This is a genomic window from Mesorhizobium ventifaucium (assembly GCF_935822925.1).
In the GTDB taxonomy this organism is placed as follows: domain Bacteria; phylum Pseudomonadota; class Alphaproteobacteria; order Rhizobiales; family Rhizobiaceae; genus Mesorhizobium; species Mesorhizobium ventifaucium.
Genome location: NZ_CAKXZS010000010.1, coordinates 30823 through 51962, shown reverse-complemented (window position 1 = coordinate 51962; position 21140 = coordinate 30823). Strand labels below are relative to the sequence as shown.

The following is a 21140-nucleotide window of genomic DNA, read 5'->3' as shown; positions in this document are numbered from 1 at the left end:
CGGCATGAACGACCTTGGCGTCATCGATCGCTTCATGGAGACCTTCATCCGCTACATTGACAGCGGGTTCGGTCTGCTTTCGGGCGACGTCGCCTTCCTCACCACCATCCTGATCGGCATCGACATCACGCTGGCCGGGCTGGCCTGGGCGCTCGGCGACGAGCCCAACATTCTCGGCCGGCTTACCCGCAAGGTGCTCTATGTCGGCGTCTTCGCCTTCATCTTGAATAATTTTAAGAACCTCGCCGACATCATCTATCGCTCCTTTGCCGGGCTCGGCATCAACGCGTCCTCCGGCAATCTCTCCCCAGACAATCTCCTGCGCCCGGGCCGCATCGCCGCGACCGGTTTCGAAGGCGCTTGGCCGCTGCTTGATCAGGCAAGTCAGCTGCTCGGCTTTCCAGAAATCTTCGGCAACGCGCTCACCATCTTCGTGCTGCTCATGGCCTGGTTCCTGGTCATCATCGCCTTCTTCATCCTTTCCATTCAGCTGTTCATCACAATCCTTGAGTTCAAGCTCACCACGCTTGCCGGCTTTGTTCTGGTTCCCTTCGCACTCTGGAATCGATCGGCGTTTCTGGCCGAGCGCGTGCTCGGCAATGTCATCTCTTCAGGCATCAAGGTGATGGTACTTGCCGTCATCGTCGGCATCGGCTCCACACTCTTCGGCGAGTTTGCTTCCGCGCTGCAAGGCAAGGAGCCGGACCTGGCCGCCGCCATGTCACAGGTGCTGGGCGCGCTGGCGCTGCTTGGGCTCGGCATCTTTGGCCCCGGCATCGCGTCGGGTCTAGTGTCCGGCGCGCCGCAGCTTGGCGCGGGCGCCGCCCTTGGCACGACTGCGGCGGCAGCTGGTGCATCGCTCGTTGCCGGAGGCACGGCATTTGCTGGCGCGCGCATGGCAACCGGCGGCAGTCTCGCCGCAATTCGGGCCGGCACAACGATGGGATCGGCTGCTTTAACGGCCTGGCAGATCGGGCGAGCAACCTCGCCCCACACCGGCCTGTCCGGTGTGGCTGCTGGATTGCGGGGCGTGACCAGTGCCGCCGGCGGCGCCGCGATGCGAGCAGCAAGAGCTGCCGCGGGAACGTTCGGGCGTAGCGCCGATGCCGGCCGGGAAGCCGCATGGACCGCGACCGGTGGTGCGCCCACCGCGTCCATGACTGGAAACCCAACCGCTGCAGACCGTAATACCGCTCCGACGTGGGCAAGGCGCCTGCGTTCCGAACAGACCGCCCGTGCCCACCGCCACGCCGCCATGCAGGCTGTCCGTGAAGGCGACAGCGCGGGAGGCAGCGCCAATCCCTCTCTCAACGACAAGGACGACTAGATGCTGTTCAAGCGACCCGTTCAACGTTACGGCAAGACACCCGAACCGGTCACGCCGTATCAAAAGGCCACCCAGATATGGGACGAGCGCATCGGCTCATCTCGAGTACAGGCTAGGAACTGGCGGCTCATGGCCCTCGGCTGTCTGGCCTTGGCGACCGGGCTCTCTGGCGGACTCGTATGGCAGTCGATGCAGAGCCGTGTTGTGCCTTACGTCGTCGAGGTCGACCGCTTCGGCGAGGCACGCGCCGTCGCGCCGGCGATCCAAGACTACGAGCCCTCCGACGCCGAGATAGCCTGGCACCTCGGCCGCTTCATCCAGAATGTCCGTTCCGTCTCCACTGATCCGGTGCTGGTGCGGCAGAACTGGCTGGCGGCTTACGACTTTGCCACCGACCGTGCGGCACTCTTCCTCAATGAGTACGCCAAGGCGAACGATCCCTTCGGTCAGATCGGAACGCGCAGCGTGTCCGTCCAGGTGACCAGTGTGGTCAGGGCTTCCGACAGCTCGTTCCAGGTCAAATGGACTGAGCAGGTCTTTGAGCGCGGCAGCCTTGCCAGCACCACGCGCTGGACCGCGATCCTCACCATCGTGATCCGCCCGCCAAGCAATACGGATCAGCTGCGCAACAATCCGCTCGGTGTCTTCATCAACGCCATCGACTGGTCGCGCGAGCTCGACAGTGCCGCACCGACATCCGTTTCCCCGAAGGAGCCCGCCGATGACAAATAGAGCCCAATCGTTCCGTGCCGCGCTGATCCTATCCGCATCGGCAGCAGTTCTCTCGGCCTGCGCATCGAAGCCGGTGCCGCCTGAGATTTCGTATGATGCTGTCGACTTCAAAGCAGCGGCAATCGAGAAGGCGCCAGAGACACCGGTCAAGATAGTCGAGGTGCCAAAGCCGTTGCCGCTCCCCGGCCAGTTGCAGCCAGAACCGGGCAAAATCGCCGACGACAAGCGCTCTCCTGAAGAACGCGTCGCCGACGCCAACAAGGCGGCGACGCAGCAACCCACTCGGTACGGCTACGTCAATGCGGTGCAGGTCTATCCCTTCACCGATGGCGCGCTTTATCAGCTCTATGCCGCGCCGGAGCGCGTCACCGATATCGCCCTACAGCCGGGCGAGAAACTGACAGCCGTGTCGGCCGGCGACACGGTGCGCTGGGTCATCGGCGATACCGTCAGCGGCACCGGTGACGACCAGCGCACCCATGTGCTGGTAAAACCCTTCGCGCCGGGGCTTAGCACCAATCTGGTGATCACCACGGAACGACGCACCTACCACTTGCAGCTTCAAAGCACCGATAAGACCGCTATGGCGGCGATCTCCTGGACGTACAGCGAGGACCAGATCGTCGCGCTCCGCCAGCGCAACGCTCAGGCCGAGGCTACCATGCCGGTGGCGTCGAACGTGGCGCTCGAAAACATTCGCTTTCGCTACTCGATTAGGGGCGACACACCGCCCTGGAGACCGACGCGAGCCTTCGATGATGGCAGCAAGGTCTATATCGAGTTCCCGCGCCGCATAGATCAGGGAGAGGCCCCGCCACTCTTCATCGTCGGCTCTGACGGGGGCAACCAGCTCGTCAACTACCGCATGCGCGGCAACTACTACATTGTCGATCGGCTCTTCGCCGCGGCCGAACTACGCCTCGGCACCAAGCAGCAGCAAGTGGTGCGCATTACAAGGACGGACGGCCGGCAACCGCCGCGTCGCGTATCTCTCTTTGCGCGCTCCAGCAGGTGAGGAGAGGGGCCTTATGACCGACACTTCCCCATCCAATGCTCCGCCAAAACTCGATCCCGAGCAGCTGCAGTTACGGGCCTCGCCCCGCCGCGCCGTGCGGTTCAGGCGCGGCGTGATCATCGCCATCGCTGCCGTCGGGTCCGGTGCCATCCTGGGCGTCACGATGATGGCGCTGCAAGGACCGGCGCTTCGCTTCAAAGAACAGGCGGAAGATCTCTACAACACTGACCGCAAGCCAACCCCTGAAGGACTTGAAACACTTCCCAAGGACTATTCCGGAGTGAAGCCGAACCCTCCTGTGCTTGGACCACCACTGCCGGGCGACCTCGGTCGCCCCATCCTTGAGCGGCGGCGCCAGCTCGGCATCGCGCCAGGGCAGGACAACTCCGCCGAGGAGCAGCGCGTTGCCCAGCAGGCGATTGAGGCGCGCGAATCACAAGTCTTCTTCCGCATTGAAAATCAACCCAAGGAGGCGGGCATCGGCGGTAATGCGAAAAGTGCCCAGCAGCCGTTCGGAGCGCCTCCGCAATCTGATGCCGCTCGGCCGTCAGATTCCGTTGCCCCGGCTGAGGGCGATCAGAACAATCAACAACGCAAGCTCGATTTTGTCAGCCAGCGCAACACCAGCGGGATCTACAACCCGCATGCATTGCAGACGCCAGCTTTGCCAAATCAGCTCATGGCCGGCAGCGTGATCGCCGCAAGTCTCATCACCGGCATAAATTCCGACTTGCCCGGGTTTGTCGTCGCGCAGGTCACCGAGAACGTGCACGACACGCTCACCGGCAGCATCCTGCTTATCCCGCAAGGCTCGCGGCTGATCGGGACCTATGACAGCGTCGTCGCTTTTGGGCAAAAACGGGCGCTTCTGGTTTGGCAGCGAATAATACTGCCAGACGGTTCTTCGATCGAAATCGACAATCTGCCGGCGACAGACACTGCCGGCTATGCCGGGCTCGAGGACAAGATCGATTTCCACACCTGGCAGCTGATCAAGGGAGTCGCGCTGGCCACATTGCTGGGCGTCGGCACCGAGTTAAGTTTTGGAGAAAACGAAAGCGATCTGGTCAAAGCGATCCGGGAATCCATTCAGCAGAACGTCAGTCAAGCCGGCCAGCGCATCACCGAGAAGAACCTCAATGTTCAGCCCACCATCACCATCCGCCCAGGTTGGCCACTGCGCGTCATCGTGCACAAGGATCTGGTGCTACGGCCATACGCGAGTTGAGCGGGAGTGAATATGGCCAACTTGAAACTTGGAAAGCTTCCAGACCGAACACCTTCGAAGATTACCATCACCGTCAGCGCGGAGTTGGGCCAAGCACTCAAGGAGTATGCTGCCCTTTATCGTCAGACCTATGGCGAGTCTGAAACGGTGGCGGAACTCATCCCTTTCATGCTGGCGGGGTTTCTGGAAGGCGACCGAGCGTTTGCCAAGGCCAGAAAAGAAGGTTTGCCGACGTCCAGCATGCCGGAGAAGTCGCGGCGTCTGGCAGGCTCAGATTCCGAGTAACCGAGGCAATGAGTGAACCGCCCGCATACGAGCCTCGATGGGCTAACTCCGCTTGAATATGTAACCCGATCCGTCAAGGATCACACGTGAACAGGCTCACTCACAAATGGAGGCAAACAGGGGAGCACGTCACCGCGACCGCACTCTTTGGCTCAAACTGCAACCGAGTGCCTGGCCCTTCCGTTTTGGAAATATTTGTCGAACCTGGCCGCGATGCTTCGAACGAATGGGCGACTTTCAGCCGGCACGACGAAACGGTCGCCATCCAGTTCAAGCAATCGAACGGGATCGTGGAGGGCCATGGTACTCGACTCAAGAAGGAGCTTCTGGCCGGCTTTGCCGAAGCGTTCCACCAGATCGACTGCCGAGAAGGCGAAATCACACATCAGCCTCTCGATGATCCAGCCGCGAACGCGGTCGTCGTCGGAAAGCGCGATACCGCGGACAACCGCCAGCCCGCCATGCGCAACCATACTTCCGTACTCGGCGGTTGAAATATTGTTCTGCACGTAGCCCTGGCGAAAACGGCCGATGGACGAAGGGCCAAGCCCGATCAGTGTCTCGCAGCGATCCTCCGTGTAGCCTTGAAAGTTGCGATGCAAAGCCCCTGCCCGGGCCGCGATCGCCAAGGCATCGCCTGGCTTGGCGAAATGATCGAGCCCTATTGCTTCATATCCCTTGTCCACAATCGCTCGCGCAGCGAGTTGCGATTGCGCCAACCGCTCCGTGGGGCCAGGCAGCCACGCCTCTTTGATCATCGTCTGATGCTTCTTGAACCAGGGCACATGCGCGTAGCCGAACAGCGCCATCCTGTCCGGTTCCAGGGTCAGCGCCTGCGCTACGGTGGAACAGACGCTCTCCCTGCTCTGGTGCGGCAATCCGTAGAGCAGGTCCAGATTGATGGAACCGACGCGGCGGGAGCGAACTCCGTCGACGATAGCCTTCGTTTGCAAAAAGCTTTGCTCGCGGTTGATTGCCTTTTGCACATTTGGCTCGAAATCCTGGACTCCGAGACTCGCCCTGGTCATGCCGATTTCGGCCAGCGCATCAAGGCGCGCCTCATCCATGTCGTTTGGATCGATCTCGACGCTGATTTTTGTATCCGGGACAAAATCGAAGCTGTTCCGCAAAAACGCGCCGAGCGCCACCATGTCCTCGGGCTTCAGCATGGTGGGCGAACCGCCGCCGAAGTGGACTGCGCGGACATGGCCCTTGCCGCTGACGAGACCCCCCACCGTCGCGATCTCCGCGTGTAACGAGCGCAGATAGGCCGTCACCGGCTCATAGTAGCGCGTCTGCTTGGTATGACACGCACAGAACCAGCAGAGTCTGTCGCAATAGGGTATGTGCAGATAGAGCGAGATCTCGCAGCCACTTTCGAGCCCCTCCAGCCAGCCACGATAAACCGCAGGATCGACGCCCGCGTGGAAATGCGGTGCAGTCGGATAACTGGTATAGCGCGGGACGTTCCCGCCAACCCGGGCAGCTAATTCGGACTGCATGTCGTGGTCCAACCATGTTTGCATCGCTGGAACTCTGGGCTTATTGGCGAGCCAAAGCCCTGATTTCGGTCAATCAGCAACTCGGACAAACTGCCGCAAGGATTTTTCTACCCTAGATTGGTATCCTGCCGGCACTTGGGATCGAGTTGAGCGAGCGCATGTCAGTACGGCGACACATTCACACTTCCGGTATTCCCGTTCTTTGCGTCCATTGCGAAGCACGGCATCGCGGCGTCTGCGGTGCGCTTGATCCAGACAATTTGGTTGGGCTCGCCAAGACTTGCTCGCGGCGCCAGATCGAGTCAGGAGTGGAACTGATCGGCGACGCACAGGCGGTCGACAGCTATTCGAACCTGCTTTCAGGCGTGGTAAAGCTGACAAAGAGCCTTTCCGATGGTCGCCAGCAGATCGTCGGTCTCCAGTTTGCACCGCATTTTCTGGGACGTCCTTTTAAGGTGGAAAGCTCGATCAATGCGGAAGCGGTGACAGCTGTCACGCTGTGCTCGTTTCCAAGGGCAGCCGTCGAACGGATGATGAAGGGGTCGCCGGAATTCGAGCATCGCCTGCTCAAGCAGACGCTGAATGAACTCGATGAAGCACGCGAGTGGCTGGTGACGTTGGGGCGCAAGACCGCATCGGAAAAGGTGGCGAGTTTTCTCCTCATGATCGCTCGGAATATCGATTCCAGTGTTGACCCGGTAGCCAGGTCAGCGTCCTTCGATCTGCCGCTGACGCGTGCCGAGATCTCTGATTTTCTTGGAATTACGAACGAGACTGTGAGCCGGCAGCTGACGCAATTGCGGGCTGACGGCGTGATCCGGATCGAGAACACACGCCATGTGATGGTGGACAGCATGAGCCGGCTGCGCTCGATGGCGATGCCGAGCCTGAGCCAGAAGACCGACAGCCTGGACAGGTTGTAGAGGCCGTTCGGCGAAGAGAAGGGGCAGGCCGTTGTCGCTCCTGATGGCGGAAGGCAGGCCGCGTTCCCTGAACAGGCGGATGGCGGCCTCGATGACCGGTCCTTCCTTCTTCGATTCGAGCGCTTCGCAGGGGAGCAGGTAGCGCGAGGCCGGGTCGGTGACCGTCACAATAACGACCATCGCCCGCCGGAACTCCCCTTAGAAGTCCGTGCACCACAACGCGTTGGTGATAGTTGCGTGCCGAAGCGCTGCCGCTGACGGGAGCGCTTTACAGGCCGTGACGATCGAGCACGGCATGCACCGGGCTCTTCGAGGGTATGCGGACATCGCCGGCGAGCCTCCTGATCAGGAGCTCCCTAATCTTCCTGGCGCCCAGTGCGACTTGTCCTTCTTGGTTGCGACGATCGTCAGCTCGATCTGGTCGGGCAGCTGGTTGGCGTAGCGCACCGGCCGCCGCGAAGGTCAACCTAGCTGCCGAAAAATCGTGCGGCCCCTGACATGGATCAGGGCGAGCAGGCGGCGGCTGCGCAATTGATGCACAGCGGATTTGGCGTCCGCCGGATTCGAGATCGGGATTTGCGATGAAATTCGGCACAGAGATCGTGCTTCTAAGCCTGTTCGCTTTTGCGGCCCTGGTGGCTGCCGGTTTCGGCGTAGATGAACCTTTCCGCCAGCATATGTGGGTGTTGTTCTTCGCCGTAGCTGGTTTCACCGCGATCCTGTTGCGCAATACGGAGTTCAAGCCTGCAGTTCCGATAGACCCCGCCGCTTTTATGGACGGTCCAATCCGTTACGGGGCCGTGGCGACGGTGTTTTGGGGCGTCGTAGGCATGCTGGTTGGTGTGGTCATCGCGCTGCAGCTTGCCTATCCCGATCTCAGCGTCGAGCCCTGGTTCAACTTTGGCCGCTTGCGGCCGTTGCATACATCCGGCGTGGTTTTTGCCTTCGGCGGCAATGCGCTGCTTTGCACGTCCCTTTATGTCGTACAGCGCACCTGCCGCGCCCGGCTGTTTGGCGGCAATCTCGCCTGGTTCGTGTTCTGGGGCTATCAGCTGTTCATCGTCATGGCTGCGACGGGCTACCTGCTCGGCATCACCGAAAGCCGCGAATACGCCGAGCCCGAATGGTATGTGGATCTTTGGCTGACAATGGTCTGGGTCGCCTACCTCGTCCTGTTCCTCGGCACCATCCTGAAGCGCAGGGAACCGCACATCTACGTCGCCAACTGGTTCTACCTGTCCTTCATCGTGACCATCGCGATGCTGCATGTGATCAACAACCTGTCGATGCCAGTCTCGTTCGTGGGTTCAAAAAGCTATTCAGCCTTCTCCGGCGTCCAGGACGCCTTGACGCAGTGGTGGTACGGCCACAATGCCGTAGGCTTCTTTCTCACCGCCGGCTTCCTTGGCATGATGTACTATTTCGTGCCCAAGCAGGCGAACCGGCCAGTCTATTCCTACCGGCTGTCGATCATCCACTTCTGGGCGCTGATCTTTCTCTACATCTGGGCCGGCCCGCACCACCTCCACTATACCGCCTTGCCCGACTGGGCGCAGACGCTCGGCATGGCGTTCTCGATCATGCTTTGGATGCCCTCCTGGGGCGGCATGATCAACGGCCTGATGACGCTGTCCGGCGCTTGGGACAAGCTGCGGACGGACCCGATCATCCGCATGATGGTCATGGCCATAGCCTTCTATGGCATGTCCACTTTCGAAGGCCCGATGATGTCAATCAAGGCTGTCAATTCGCTGTCGCACTACACCGACTGGACCATCGGCCACGTGCATTCCGGCGCGCTCGGTTGGGTCGGCATGATTTCGTTTGGCGCGATCTATTTCATGGTGCCGAAGTTGTGGAACCGCGAGCGGCTCTATTCGCTGCGGCTCGTCAACTGGCACTTCTGGCTGGCAACGCTCGGGATCGTCGTCTACGCCGCGGTGATGTGGGTCTCCGGCGTTATGCAGGGCCTGATGTGGCGCGAATACGACGAGCAGGGCTTTCTGGTCTTCTCGTTCGCCGAAACTGTCGCCGCCATGCATCTCTACTATATCATGCGTGCCATCGGCGGCGCGATGTACCTGTCCGGCGCCCTGATCATGGCATGGAACGTCACCATGACAATCCTCGGCTACCAGCGCGAGGAGAAACCGATGCCGCGTCCCATCGCCGCCGTCCGACCTGCGCGATCAGGAGCCAGAAAATGGGCTTGATGGACAAACACGCCGTCATCGAGAAGAACGCCACGCTTCTTCTCGTCGGCTCCCTTCTGGTGGTGACGATCGGCGGCATCGTCGAGATCGCGCCGCTCTTCTATCTCGACAATACGATCGAGAAGGTCGAAGGCATGCGGCCCTATTCGCCGCTCGAACTCGCCGGCCGCAACATCTATGTGCGCGAGGGCTGCTACCTCTGCCACAGCCAGATGATCAGGCCGTTCCGCGATGAGGTCGAGCGCTATGGGCACTACAGTCTGGCGGCCGAGTCGATGTACGACCACCCGTTCCAGTGGGGATCGAAACGCACAGGACCGGATCTCGCGCGGGTGGGCGACCGTTATTCGAATGGATGGCACGTTCAGCACCTTGTGTATCCGCGCTCGGTGGTGCCGGAATCGATAATGCCGAGCTACGCGTTCCTGAAGGAAATGCCGATTGAGGTGAAGGACTTCTCGACGCACCTGATCGCGAACAGCCGTGTGGGCGTGCCCTACTCCGACGACATGATCGCGAGCGCGAATGCCGATCTCATGGCGCAGGCAGATCCCAACATCGACACATCCGGTCTTGAAGCGCGGTATCCAAAGGCCAAGCTCGGTGACTTCGATGGCAATCCGCAACAGGTCAGCGAGATGGACGCGCTGGTCGCTTACCTCCAGATGCTTGGCACTCTGGTCGATTTCAAAAACTACGACGAAGCCGCCGGTTACCGCTGAGGAGAATGGTGATGACCTACAACTTCATGCGGGCGTTTGCCGACACTTGGGGCCTGCTCGCTATGGCGCTGTTCTTCGTCGGATGCATCACCTTTGCGCTCCGTCCCGGCAGCAGGACGCGAGCCGACGAAGCTGCTCAAATCCCTCTCAAGGACGACTGATCATGAGCGGTGAGCACATTGACGAAGTCTCCGACGTCTCGACCACCGGCCATGAATGGGACGGGATCAAGGAGCTCAACAATCCGCTCCCGCGCTGGTGGGTGATCACCTTCTACGTCACCATAGTCTGGGCGATCGGCTACACCATCGCTTATCCCGCATGGACTATGCTAAGCTCCGCCACCCGAGGCGTGCTCGTCTATTCCAGCCGCCACGATGTCAAGAATGAGCTGGAAGCGGCCGAGGTCGCCAAGGGCAAGTATGTTGCCGCCCTTCAGGCGAAAACTGTCTTCGAGATTGCCGCCGACGATGTGTTGCGCGGATTCGCTATCGCGGCCGGGGGCGCCGCGTTCAAGGTCAATTGCGTTCAGTGCCATGGCTCCGGCGCCCAAGGTTCGAAGGGCTTTCCCAACCTGAATGATGACGACTGGCTGTGGGGCGGCAAGGCCGAGCAGATCCAGCAGACAATCACGCACGGCATCCGCTTTGCCTCCGACTCCGACACGCGCCTGTCGGAAATGCCCGCCTTTGGTGACATCATTACGCCCGAGCAGATTAGACAGGTCAGCGCTTATGTCTCGAGTCTCTCCGGCGCTGTTGGCGATCAAGCATTGGTCATACCCGGCGCCAATGTTTTTGCCGAGAATTGTGCCGCCTGTCATGGTGATAATGCAAAGGGAAACACGGAGCTTGGCGCACCCGACCTGACCGACGCGATCTGGCTCTACGGGGCGGGCGAGACGGCTATTGCCGCGCAGGTTCGCGCGCCAAAGCAAGGCGTCATGCCGGCCTGGGGTGGGCGTCTCGGCGAGGTCAAGGTCAAGGAACTTGCGGTCTATGTCCATTCGCTTGGCGGCGGAGAATAGGAACGGAAGCCTATTCTCGGCCCTCCCCCTGCCAAGCGACGAGGCCCGGCGCGAGCCGGGCCTCGACACCATTCCGGCTGCGACCTGCATCGACACGGGGCGGACCGCCCACGGCGAGGCTGTTCGATGGGCGGCCCTGACATCGGCAGCGGGACTGGAGATGCTACGTGCGTGATAAAACGCAGACAGAACCGCCCGAAGCAGACGCGATCGACTCCCCCAGCACCCGTGAGCCGCTTTATGCCCCACGCAAGAAGGTTTTCCCGAAGCGAATCTCGGGTAATTTCCGTCGCTTCAAATGGCTGGTGATGGCGATCACGCTGGCGATCTACTATCTGACGCCCTGGCTGCGCTGGGACCGAGGTCCGTTTGCACCGGACCAGGCCGTGCTGATCGATCTTGCCAACCGCCGCTTCTATTTCTTCTTCATCGAGATTTGGCCGCAGGAATTCTACTATGTGGCCGGCCTTCTCGTTATGGCCGGCATCGGCCTTTTCCTGATCACATCCACTGTTGGCAGAGCCTGGTGCGGCTATACCTGCCCGCAGACGGTATGGGTCGATCTGTTTCTAGTTGTAGAGCGTGCGATCGAGGGAGATCGCAATGCTCGCATAAAGCTCGACGCGGGATCCTGGACTGCGCGCAAGCTTGTGCTGCGTGTATCGAGACACGCCATCTGGCTGGCCATAGCGGCAGCGACCGGCGGCGCCTGGATCTTCTATTTCGCCGATGCGCCATCTCTGATTGACGAGGTCTTCGCTGGCACCGCTGCGCCGGTCGCCTACATCACCATCGGCGTGCTGACGGCAACCACCTACACATTCGGTGGACTGATGCGCGAGCAGGTCTGCACCTACATGTGCCCGTGGCCGCGCATCCAGGCGGCCATGCTCGACGAGAATTCGCTCACTGTGACCTACAATGACTGGCGCGGGGAACCCCGTTCGCGCCATGCCAAGAAGGCTCTTGCCGCAGGGCAGCCGGTTGGAGACTGCGTTGATTGCAATGCCTGTGTCGCGGTCTGTCCGATGGGGATCGACATCCGCGACGGCCAGCAGCTCGAATGCATCACCTGCGCGCTCTGCATCGACGCCTGTGACGGCGTAATGAACAAACTCGGCAAGGAGCGCGGGCTGATCTCGTATGCGACGCTGTCCGATTACAACGCCAACATGGCGGCGGCGACCGCAGGCGGCGCTTGCTCGGTGAATCCGTCGCTGGTGCGGACAGACGGCAGCGCTTTCTCCAACAGGTTAGCCCATTTCCATGTCCGCAAGATCTTTCGACCGCGCACCTTCGTCTACATGAGTGCGTGGTCGGCGGTCGGTCTCGCCTTACTCTACTCGCTGCTGACGCGCGATCGGCTCGAGGTCAACGTTCTGCACGACCGCAATCCGCAGTTCGTCACGCTGTCCGATGGTTCGATCCGCAATGGTTACACCGTCAAGCTGCTCAACATGATCCCAGAGCCAAGAACGATCGTCGTCACCATGCAGGGCCTGGCGGATGCCGAGATGAGCGTCGTCGGGATCGACATGCCTGCGGATCGCTCCCTCTCCGTTCCGGTCGAACCGGACCGGCTGAAAATGCTGAAGATTTTCGTCAGCCAGCCGGCGGAACAGATCAATGCCCGAGCGCAGACGTTCAAGTTCCGGGTCGAGGACAAGGCGAGCTTCGAGTCGGACGAATACACGGCCACGTTCAACGCACCGGAGATCGTTAGATGAGCGTCAATGCACGAAGGCCCCCCGAATTCACCGGCAGGCATATGTTGCGTATCATCCTTAGCTTTTTCGGCGTGATCGTTGGTGTGAACCTGACCATGGCAACACTCGCCAGCACAAGCTGGACGGGTCTTGTCGTCGAAAATACTTATGTCGCGAGCCAGCAGTTCAACCGGATAGCCGAGGAAGGGCGCGCGCAGGCCGCACTCGGCTGGACCGGCAAACTGACCATCGCACGGGGCGAGGTCCGCTACGGCCTCAGCGAGGCCGCCGGCAAAGCGGTCCAGTTGCACGGCGTCAGGCTCCTGTTCCGTCATCCCGCCTACGAGGCCGAGGACAAAGCCGTCATGCTTGCGCCTGCCGCGAGCCAGGAATTTGCCGCCCAGCATACGCCAAGGGACGGCGTCTGGATCGTCCAAGTCGACGCCGATGTTGGTCTCGCAGAACCCTATCGCGACGTCCGTCGAATTATAATTTCCCATGGAGCGTTACAATGAGCTGTTGTGCACCGGGCGCCGAAACGGCGCTGGATCTGGCAAGCAGCATATCCGTCCTGCCATCAAGCCAGGAGGTCAGGCTGGCGAGCCGCTCGCTTGGCGGCGATCTGCACCAATCCGATCTCTCGGTCCCGACGGTGCATTGCGCAGCCTGCATCCAGAGTATCGAGAGGGCGCTTGGAAAACTCGATCGCGTCGAGGCTGTACGTGTCAACCTGTCGACGAAACGGGTTGCGATCCGGTGGCGCGGAAATGAGGTTCCACCGTTTGTCGCCGCGCTTGGACGGCTGGGATACGAAGCGCATTTGTTCGAGCCCGAGACAGGGGAGAAGGACAAGACGCTATCGGAGCTGATCCGGGCCGTGGGGGTTGCCGGCTTTGCAGCGGGCAACATCATGCTGCTTTCAATGTCGGTCTGGTCCGGCGCTGAAGGTGCGACCCGCGACCTGTTCCACTGGGTCTCGGCACTGATCGCCATCCCCGCGCTCGCCTTCGCTGGTGGCATCTACTTCCGCTCGGCATGGAACGCATTGCGTCACGGCCGCATGAACATGGATGTGCCGATTGCGGTTGGTGTCTCGCTCGCCTACGCGATGAGCCTTTACGAAACCATCAACCATGGCGACCACGCTTACTTCGATGCATCGGTATCGCTGCTGTTCTTCCTGCTGATCGGCCGCACGCTTGATCACGTGATGCGCGAGCGTGCCCGGACCGCGGTGAACGGTCTGTCACGGCTGGCGGCGCGCGGCGCCATAGTATTGCGCGACGATGGCACGCGCGACTACCGGCCGGTTGGCGAGATCGAACCAGGCATGCAGTTGCTGATCGCTGCCGGCGAACGGATTCCCGTCGACGGCAAGGTCATTCGAGGCTCTTCGGATCTCGACTGTTCACTGGTTTCCGGTGAGAGCACACCCAGAACAGTGGCGACAGGGGAAACCGTGCAGGCCGGCACGCACAATCTCACCGGCCCACTGACGGTCGAGGCGACAGCCGCCGCAAAAGACTCTTTCCTGGCCGAAATGGTCCGGCTGATGGAAGCCGCCGAGGGCGGTCGCGCGCATTATCGCAGGATCGCCGACCGCGTTTCAGCGCTCTATGCTCCGGTGGTTCATCTGACCGCCTTCCTGACGTTCCTTGGCTGGATGGCGGCGACCGGCGATTGGCACCGGGCAGTAACAAGCGCAATCGCCGTTCTCATCATCACCTGCCCATGTGCGCTCGGTCTCGCCGTGCCGATCGTGCAGGTGGTCGCTGCGCGGCGTCTGTTCGAAAGCGGTGTCATGGTCAAGGATGGTTCGGCCATGGAGCGCCTGGCGGCGATCGACACGGCCGTGTTCGACAAGACAGGAACGCTTACGCTCGGACAGCCCCGGCTCGTCAATGCGTCGTCAGTCGATCCGGCCATGCTGGCAATCGCTGCCGAGATGGCCGCGCACTCCCGTCACCCGCATTCAAACGCCATTGCCACCTTTGCCGGTTTCGCCAGCCAGCCAAAGCTCGAAGCTGTCAGCGAACACCCCGGATTCGGCATCGAAGCCACCGCGAGGGGAAGCACCTGGCGACTGGGGCGGCGCGGTTGGGCTGGATGGAAGGCCCGAACCGGTGGCGAAAGCAGATACGGCGGAACGGTTCTGACCAAAGACGGGATCATCGTGGCGTCCTTTGTCTTCAAGGACGCGCTGCGTCCGGACGCCAGGGCGGCCATCGAGCAATTGAACAACGCCCGAGTTTCCGTGGAAATGCTGTCGGGCGATACCGGGGCTGCCTGCGGCGAGGTCGCGACGACGTTGGGGATACATCACTTTGTTCCGGCGCTGCTTCCTTCGGGCAAGGTCAAGTATATTGAAAGCTTGGCGAAGGACGGCCACAAGGTGCTCATGGTTGGCGACGGCCTCAACGACACCCCTGCGCTGGGCGCGGCACATGTCTCGATCGCTCCAGCCACGGCGGCCGATGTCGGCCGCAAAGCTGCGGATTTCGTTTTCCTGCACGAAAGCCTTTCGGCCGTCTCCCTTGCCCTCGACGTTTCGCGAAAGGCCGGACAACTGATCCGGCAAAACATCGCCATCGCGATTGTCTATAACGCCATTGCCGTCCCGATCGCCATTTTGGGGCAGGTAACACCATTGATTGCGGCAATCGCGATGTCGGCCTCATCACTGCTTGTCATTGGCAATGCGTCGAGGCTGCAAGGTTTTGTGCCAGACGTGCCAAGGAGAACTGCTCCGCCTGATAGCCGCTCCCACACCGGCACATTGACGCAACCCTCATGACAATCCTGGTCTATCTCATACCGGTGGCTCTGTTGTTGGGCGGGCTTGGACTGTCTGGCTTCCTGTGGGCCTTGAGGAGTGGTCAATACGAGGATCTCGACGGAGCCGCCGAGCGTATCCTCATTGACCGGGACGAGAGGCCGGAACGCTGATTCCGTCACTCGAGGGCCTGCGTCGCCCATTCCGCCATGCAAGCGGCTGATGCCACGAAGTACCTCCCACGGCCGGACGAGCGCTGGCGATGTACGTGTTCCAAGTGCAACGGAGCGGATAGACCGGCGGCGCGGGTTTGTCGTGTCTGGCTGACCCAGATCAGTGCTGTCTGCTCATCGCCCTGATTTCAATGGACGAGTCTTTTCAAGGGGAGAACGCATGTCTAGCCGGACGGAAGCCGAGCGGCATCAGGTGCTGGCCGTGTTCGCCGGGGGCGCCGGCATTGTCGAAGCCGTGAGCAGGCCGGCGCACGTCATTGCAGGAGCCGATGCGTTCGAATGAGCGAGTTCAAGCCAGTTCGGTTCGTTGATGTCGCGCTGGAGGGGCAATTCTGGCGCGAGCGGCTGGAGACGGTGCTGACACGGACCATCCCCAGCCAGCACGTCCAGCTTGGCAAGCAAGGTGTATTGCTGTCCCTCACACTGCCGAACCAGTCGCTGCCACTGAGCGTCCCAGGCAACGAGCACGATTCCGGGCAGGTGCTCTGGGATTCCGACGCCGGCAAGTGGATAGAAGCAGCATCCTACGCGCTGTCACACAGGCGTGATCCCGACATCGAGGCATGGATCGAAAACATTGTCGATGATCTCGAAAAGGCGCAGGCTCCCGACGGTTATCTGAACTGCTGGTACCTGCAGCGCGAGCCCGACAAGCGCTGGACCAACCTGCGCGACAATCACGAACTCTACAATCTTGGACATCTGCTCGAGGGCGGTATCGCCTACTTCCTCGCGACGGGCCGGCGCCGGCTCCTGGACATCCTTGAGCGGTATGTTGACCATGTGTGCAAGACATTCGGCCCGAACCCCGGCCAGAAGCGCGGCTATTGCGGCCATCAGGAAATCGAGCTGGCCCTCGTTAAGCTCTATCGCTTGACTGGAGACAGAATGCACCTCGACCTCGCGGCCTATTTCATGAATGAGCGCGGGCGTCAGCCGCACTACTTCGATCAGGAAGCGGTCGAGCGCGGGGAGAACCCCAGGGATTTCAGGGCGAAAAGATATGAGTACAACCAGTCGCACAGGCCGGTGCGCGAGCAAACTAAGGTGGTCGGACATGCGGTCCGAGCGATGTACATGCTTTCTGCCATGGCCGACCTCGCGGCGGAACTGAATGACGACAGCCTTAAGAAAGCATGCGAGGTGCTCTGGGCCGACGTCATCTCCTCGAAAATCTACATCACGTCCGGTTTGGGTCCGGCTGCCGCGAATGAAGGCTTTACTGAGGATCACGACCTGCCGAACGATACGGCGTATGCGGAGACCTGCGCCTCGGTAGGCCTGATCTTCTGGGCACATCGCATGCTGCATCTCGAACTCGACGGCCGATACGCCGACGTTCTGGAACAGGCGTTGTTCAACGGCGCGCTGACCGGCCTTTCGCGCGATGGCGAGCGCTATTTCTACTCCAATCCGCTCGAGAGCGATGGGCGACGCGGCAGATGGGCCTGGCACCCATGCCCATGCTGCACGATGAATTCGTCTCGTCTGATTGCTTCGATCGGAGGCTATTTCGTGTCGGCCAGTGAAAACGCAATCGCCTTCCATCTCTACGGCGGCGTTTCCACGAACATCCAACTCGCTACGGGCAATGTGTTCCTGCGGGAAACCAGCGCCTATCCATTTTTCGGCTCGATCAGGATCGAGGTCAGCCCTGACGCGCCGGCCGAGTTCACCATCAACCTCCGCATTCCCGGTTGGGCTCATGAAGCCGAAGCTTCGGTCGGGGGATGTGCAGTCGACGTGACGGCATGCACCAGAAATGGCTATCTTGCGATCTCGCGGCTATGGAATGCCGGAGACACCATCGCCCTCGAGCTACCGATTTCTCCCAAGCGCATCTATGCTCATCCCTCGGTCAAGCAGGACATCGGCCGGGTGGCGCTCAAGCGCGGGCCGTTGGTTTATTGCGTTGAAGAGGTCGACAATCCCGGGGGGGCGGTGCAGCAGCTCAAACTGCCGCGAGACGCCAGGATCAAAACGGTGGAACGGGGCGATCTCTTCGATGGCGTGGTCACGCTGACCGCATCGAAGACCAAGAGTGGGGAGACAGCCTGTACAGGAATGCGCCCCCGATCGTTTCGGGCTGCCGGCTAACCGCTCTGCCATATTATCTCTGGAACAATCGGGCGAAAGGCTCGATGCAAGTGTGGCTGCTGGAAAGCTGAATTCAGCGCTGTCGCCGTATGGGAGGCCACTTCTCAACCAATGAATGCCGACAAGATGCAGTCATCAGAAGCCTCAGATAATATTCTCATTCGTCCGGCGGGCGGTCCACCGGTCCGTGCTCTGGTTGACGAGTTACACGACCTGATTGGAACCGACCCTGCATACAGGGGGATAAGGGCGCCGCGTCGGTCAAAAACTGCCGACGTGACAATCTCGCTTGCTGGCTGGGTATGTGCCTGGCTGCCCAGACGCGAGCGCTGGTCCGATCACCCGCGTACGCGTTCGAGGCGATTTCCTGCTTCGTTGCTGATACATGCGGATTTTCCCGCCCTGCGCCTTGAGGTGATACGGCGGGCATTGGAACGCAGCGCACGACAGGAGGCTGAACTCAACCAGCGTCTCACGAGGATAGCCGCCGCGATGGCGGCACGCTGATGGGCGGCGCTGATGACAGATTCGATATCGTTGTTGTCGGAGCCGGGCCGGTCGGCCTTTCCTTCGCCGCATCACTCGCTCAAAGCCAACTCAAGGTCGCAGTTGTCGAACAGAACTCAATCGATACTCTCGCCAATCCGCCTTTTGACGGTCGGGAAATCGCGCTGACCCACGCCTCGATCAGAATCCTTCGCGAGATCGGCGCCTGGGATGCCATCCCCGCTTCGGACAAATCACCGCTTCACGGCGCCCGCGTGCTCAACGGTTCGAGCCCTTTCGCTCTGCGTTTCGATCCTCCCAGCGGGTCTGGAGAACCCCTCGGAGTTTTGGTCCCAAATTGCCGAATTCGCGACGCGCTGTTCAAGACCATCCACTTGCAGAATCACGCGCGGCTGCTGTGCGGCCGCTCGGTCGTAGATGCAACAACCAGCCAGACAGGAGCAGTCGTAACGCTGTCTGATGGCGTGCAGTTGAACGCTAAGCTTTTGGTTGCCGCCGATTCACGTCTGTCGGCCACTCGTGGTCTGCTCGGCATAGGCGCCGATATCAATCGGCTTGGCTACTCCATGCTAATATGCCGGGTACGGCATGAGCGCGCCCACCACCAGGTGGCAATCGAATGGTTCGATCACCATCAGACGATAGCGATGTTGCCCCTGGCGGAGGGCGTGTCGTCGCTGCTGCTCACCCTGTGCTCAAACGAGGCCGATAGACTGCTTGCCTTCAGCGACCATTTGTTTCTGAGGGAATTGACGAACCGGTGTCGAGGGCGCCTTGGAAAAATGACCTTGGCAAGCAAGCGCCATGCCTATCCGCTGGTCACGACTTGGGCGCACAAATTCCAAGCTCCCAGCGCCGCACTCATCGGCGACGCTGCCATCGGCATGCACCCGGTAACTGCTCATGGTTTCAACATCGGTATCAGCAGCCAGAAGCAACTCGCCTATGGAATCCTAACAGCATGTCGCGACGGTCGCGAGATTGCCGATCCCGACATGCTGCACGGATACGAAAGGTGGCTTCGCCTGTCAGCGGCGCCGCTCTTCCATGGCACGAACATTGTCGTCGGACTCTACTCAAGCGAGCACCCGGCGGCACGGCTTGCAAGACATGTGGGGCTTCGGTTCGCCCAACATGTTCCCTTTATGCGGCATGGCATTTCGGCCATGCTTAGGCGATGAAACCGTACCAGGAGCTTTGGACCTTGCGCGATGAAAGAGGGCCTCATTCGCCGGAGTAATCGCTGCCCCTGCACGCAGAGGCGGCAGCTTCCCGCGGCAGGCCATAAATGTCGCCCCGAAGAGGTATTGTCTCAGCGCTTTATTTGGCTGATCAGCCCAGAGGCTGATGTCGCGCTGAATAGTTAACCCCTCCTTTAGTAGGCTTGCATAGACATGTGCTGCGTACAAGCAGGAGATGCAACCTGACGTCCGAACATGAAGAAAGAAGACGAGCTGGAGGCCAGAATCCTTCAGGATCAGCTTGCTGATCTGAAGGCCGGTCTCTTCGTGTCGATGCCGATAAGCACTATGCTGTCAGGCCTGATTTTGACGGTGCAGGCCTTTTCTGGCGGAGGCTTTGCCGCCGCAATCTGGTTCCTGGTTATCAATGCGATAAATGCCGCCCGCCTCGGGCTCGCCCGTTATCCGCTAAAGGAGACGGGGCATCACGACGATTTAACAGGGATTTCGCAGCGGCTCCGCTGGTTTGGTATCCTTGCTCTTCTTTCAGGGTTTGCCTGGTCCTTTCTTGCCGTCCTTACTGTTGGCTACACAACACCCCAAGCGCCGCTGCATCTGATTATTCTGGCCGGCATTTCAGCTGGTGCGGTTACATACGGCAGTTCATATGCCGCGGCAGCGATCAACTTCATCACACCGCCACTCCTCATCACAGCGGGGTGGTTGCTGACGAAAGGCAACTTGGAAAACTACATGCTGGCTTTTGCCGTTCTGCTCTTCGAGGGCGGCTTGGTTCGAGCCTCGTTTGTAGGGCAAGCCCGCTTCCGCGAAGCGAGCCGCTTGACACATGAGGCGGAGCGGCTTGCGGCGGAAATGGAGCGCAATTCCAGGGAGGACCACCTAACGGCGCTTCTCAACACGCGGCCTCGAACACGCGATTAGTCAGCTCGATAATAAAGACGGCCCCTTCGTTGCAATGCTGATCGATCTGGACGGCTTCAAATCTGTCAACGATACCTACGGTCACAGGACCGGTGATGAACTGCTCGTCAGGATCGCCCGCCGCATAGAGCAGGAAGCGCCGGCAGGCTCAACGCTCGCCCGCATCGGCGGCGATGAGTTCGTGCTGTTCTTTCCCTCACTCCGGAGTTCGCTTTCTCCCAGCAGCCTCGCATCCAATATCATAGCCAAAGTCGCCAGCCCCTATCCTGAGGTCGCGTCCGTCCGGATTGGTGCATCCATCGGAATATACTTGGCTGAAAGGCCGAAGCTGACGGAAATGTTGCTGCGGGCGGATGTCGCCCTTTACACGGCCAAGCGTCTTGGCAGGAACGAATTTCGTCTGTTCGATGCCGAACTCGACACGGAATTGCAACGTCGCCAGTCCATCGAACGCGACCTTCATTCGGCGATAGAGGCGAGAAGGTTGGCACCTTGGTTCCAATCCATCGTAAGACTCGACACCGAGGTCGTGGTCGGTTTCGAAGCCTTGCTAAGGTGGTCACACCCGATCCACGGTTCCATCTCTCCACCCGAAATCATGACAGCCGCACGCGAAACCGGGATGCTTCAACTGCTAACTCAAACGGTATTCTCCGACTGTTATGCTCTTATCGACGGCTTGGTGAAAGCTGACTGTCGAGATGTTCGTGTGGCAATGAATGTTTCT

19 protein-coding genes and 2 pseudogenes are annotated in these 21140 nt (G+C 60.4%); 19 read left to right on the top strand and 2 right to left on the bottom strand.

Annotated elements, in window-relative coordinates; genetic code table 11:
* Positions 1-4 precede the first annotated feature (4 nt).
* From trbL to NMG70_RS07885, 5 genes are read left to right on the top strand one after another with little or no spacing between them, the layout of a single operon-like run.
* Positions 5-1327: a P-type conjugative transfer protein TrbL gene (trbL, locus tag NMG70_RS07905; protein ID WP_254024010.1), complete on the top strand. Its 1323-nt coding sequence runs from the start codon at positions 5-7 to the stop codon at positions 1325-1327.
* Positions 1328-2059 (top strand): conjugal transfer protein TrbF, encoded by a 732-nt coding sequence (trbF, locus tag NMG70_RS07900; RefSeq protein ID WP_254024009.1) that lies wholly within the window; start codon positions 1328-1330, stop codon positions 2057-2059.
* Complete coding sequence (gene trbG / locus NMG70_RS07895) at positions 2049-3074, top strand: P-type conjugative transfer protein TrbG (RefSeq protein ID WP_254017446.1); 1026 nt, start codon at positions 2049-2051, stop codon at positions 3072-3074. Before trbF ends, trbG begins: the two co-directional genes overlap by 11 nt.
* Positions 3075-3087: 13 nt before the next feature.
* Positions 3088-4302, top strand: a complete 1215-nt coding sequence (locus NMG70_RS07890; protein WP_254024008.1) for a TraB/TrbI/VirB10 family type IV secretion system protein — start codon at positions 3088-3090, stop codon at positions 4300-4302.
* Positions 4303-4314: 12 nt separating this feature from the next.
* Positions 4315-4587 (top strand): DUF2274 domain-containing protein, encoded by a 273-nt coding sequence (locus tag NMG70_RS07885; protein ID WP_077376452.1) that lies wholly within the window; start codon positions 4315-4317, stop codon positions 4585-4587.
* 152 nt (positions 4588-4739) lie between these two features.
* Here NMG70_RS07885 and hemN read toward each other — a convergent pair whose 3' ends face one another.
* A complete protein-coding gene (hemN, locus tag NMG70_RS07880) occupies positions 4740-6089 on the bottom strand; it encodes an oxygen-independent coproporphyrinogen III oxidase (protein ID WP_254024053.1) in 1350 nt (449 codons plus the stop codon).
* Between the two features lie 158 nt (positions 6090-6247).
* Between hemN and NMG70_RS07875 the strand changes: the two genes are divergently transcribed.
* Positions 6248-7012 (top strand): Crp/Fnr family transcriptional regulator, encoded by a 765-nt coding sequence (locus NMG70_RS07875; RefSeq protein ID WP_077376458.1) that lies wholly within the window; start codon positions 6248-6250, stop codon positions 7010-7012.
* On the opposite strand, the pseudogene NMG70_RS33235 reads toward NMG70_RS07875, so the two are convergent.
* Positions 6949-7471: pseudogene (locus NMG70_RS33235) on the bottom strand (transposase family protein); the annotation flags it as partial. The gene NMG70_RS07875 and the pseudogene NMG70_RS33235 sit on opposite strands and share 64 nt — an antisense overlap.
* A gap of 122 nt (positions 7472-7593) precedes the next feature.
* Here NMG70_RS33235 and ccoN point away from each other — a divergent pair.
* The 13 genes and pseudogenes from ccoN to NMG70_RS07815 form a co-directional block, all read left to right on the top strand.
* The gene (ccoN, locus tag NMG70_RS07870) at positions 7594-9225 is read left to right on the top strand and encodes a cytochrome-c oxidase, cbb3-type subunit I (protein ID WP_008871934.1); all 1632 of its coding nucleotides are present in this window, start codon (positions 7594-7596) and stop codon (positions 9223-9225) included.
* Complete coding sequence (ccoO, locus tag NMG70_RS07865) at positions 9216-9947, top strand: cytochrome-c oxidase, cbb3-type subunit II (protein ID WP_254024007.1); 732 nt, start codon at positions 9216-9218, stop codon at positions 9945-9947. The genes ccoN and ccoO overlap by 10 nt, the downstream gene beginning before the upstream one ends.
* 11 nt (positions 9948-9958) lie before the next feature.
* A complete protein-coding gene (locus NMG70_RS07860; RefSeq protein WP_040591650.1) occupies positions 9959-10108 on the top strand; it encodes a CcoQ/FixQ family Cbb3-type cytochrome c oxidase assembly chaperone in 150 nt (49 codons plus the stop codon).
* A gap of 2 nt (positions 10109-10110) precedes the next feature.
* Positions 10111-10974, top strand: coding sequence for a cytochrome-c oxidase, cbb3-type subunit III (gene ccoP / locus NMG70_RS07855; RefSeq protein ID WP_254024006.1), 864 nt, complete (start codon positions 10111-10113; stop codon positions 10972-10974).
* 167 nt (positions 10975-11141) lie between these two features.
* Positions 11142-12701 (top strand): cytochrome c oxidase accessory protein CcoG, encoded by a 1560-nt coding sequence (gene ccoG, locus NMG70_RS07850; protein WP_254024005.1) that lies wholly within the window; start codon positions 11142-11144, stop codon positions 12699-12701.
* Positions 12698-13195: a FixH family protein gene (locus NMG70_RS07845; protein ID WP_254024004.1), complete on the top strand. Its 498-nt coding sequence runs from the start codon at positions 12698-12700 to the stop codon at positions 13193-13195. Before ccoG ends, NMG70_RS07845 begins: the two co-directional genes overlap by 4 nt.
* Positions 13192-15474, top strand: a complete 2283-nt coding sequence (locus NMG70_RS07840; protein ID WP_254024003.1) for a cation-translocating P-type ATPase — start codon at positions 13192-13194, stop codon at positions 15472-15474. The genes NMG70_RS07845 and NMG70_RS07840 overlap by 4 nt, the downstream gene beginning before the upstream one ends.
* A complete protein-coding gene (gene ccoS / locus NMG70_RS07835) occupies positions 15471-15626 on the top strand; it encodes a cbb3-type cytochrome oxidase assembly protein CcoS (RefSeq protein ID WP_008871940.1) in 156 nt (51 codons plus the stop codon). Before NMG70_RS07840 ends, ccoS begins: the two co-directional genes overlap by 4 nt.
* A 220-nt stretch (positions 15627-15846) precedes the next feature.
* On the top strand, positions 15847-15969 hold the full coding sequence (locus NMG70_RS32640; protein WP_280174574.1) for a hypothetical protein: 123 nt from the start codon (positions 15847-15849) through the stop codon (positions 15967-15969).
* A pseudogene (locus tag NMG70_RS07830) lies at positions 15966-17854 on the top strand (glycoside hydrolase family 127 protein). The gene NMG70_RS32640 and the pseudogene NMG70_RS07830 overlap by 4 nt, the downstream one beginning before the upstream one ends.
* Before the next feature lie 435 nt (positions 17855-18289).
* Positions 18290-19471 carry a 5-demethoxyubiquinol-8 5-hydroxylase UbiM gene (gene ubiM, locus NMG70_RS07825; RefSeq protein ID WP_254024001.1) on the top strand — a complete coding sequence of 394 codons (1182 nt, stop codon included), beginning with the start codon at positions 18290-18292 and terminating at the stop codon, positions 19469-19471.
* Positions 19472-19726: 255 nt separating this feature from the next.
* Positions 19727-20413, top strand: a complete 687-nt coding sequence (locus NMG70_RS07820) for a hypothetical protein (RefSeq protein WP_254024000.1) — start codon at positions 19727-19729, stop codon at positions 20411-20413.
* A partial coding sequence (locus NMG70_RS07815; RefSeq protein WP_301555138.1) for a diguanylate cyclase domain-containing protein occupies positions 20409-21140 on the top strand: 732 nt, incomplete at its 3' end. The genes NMG70_RS07820 and NMG70_RS07815, both read left to right, overlap by 5 nt.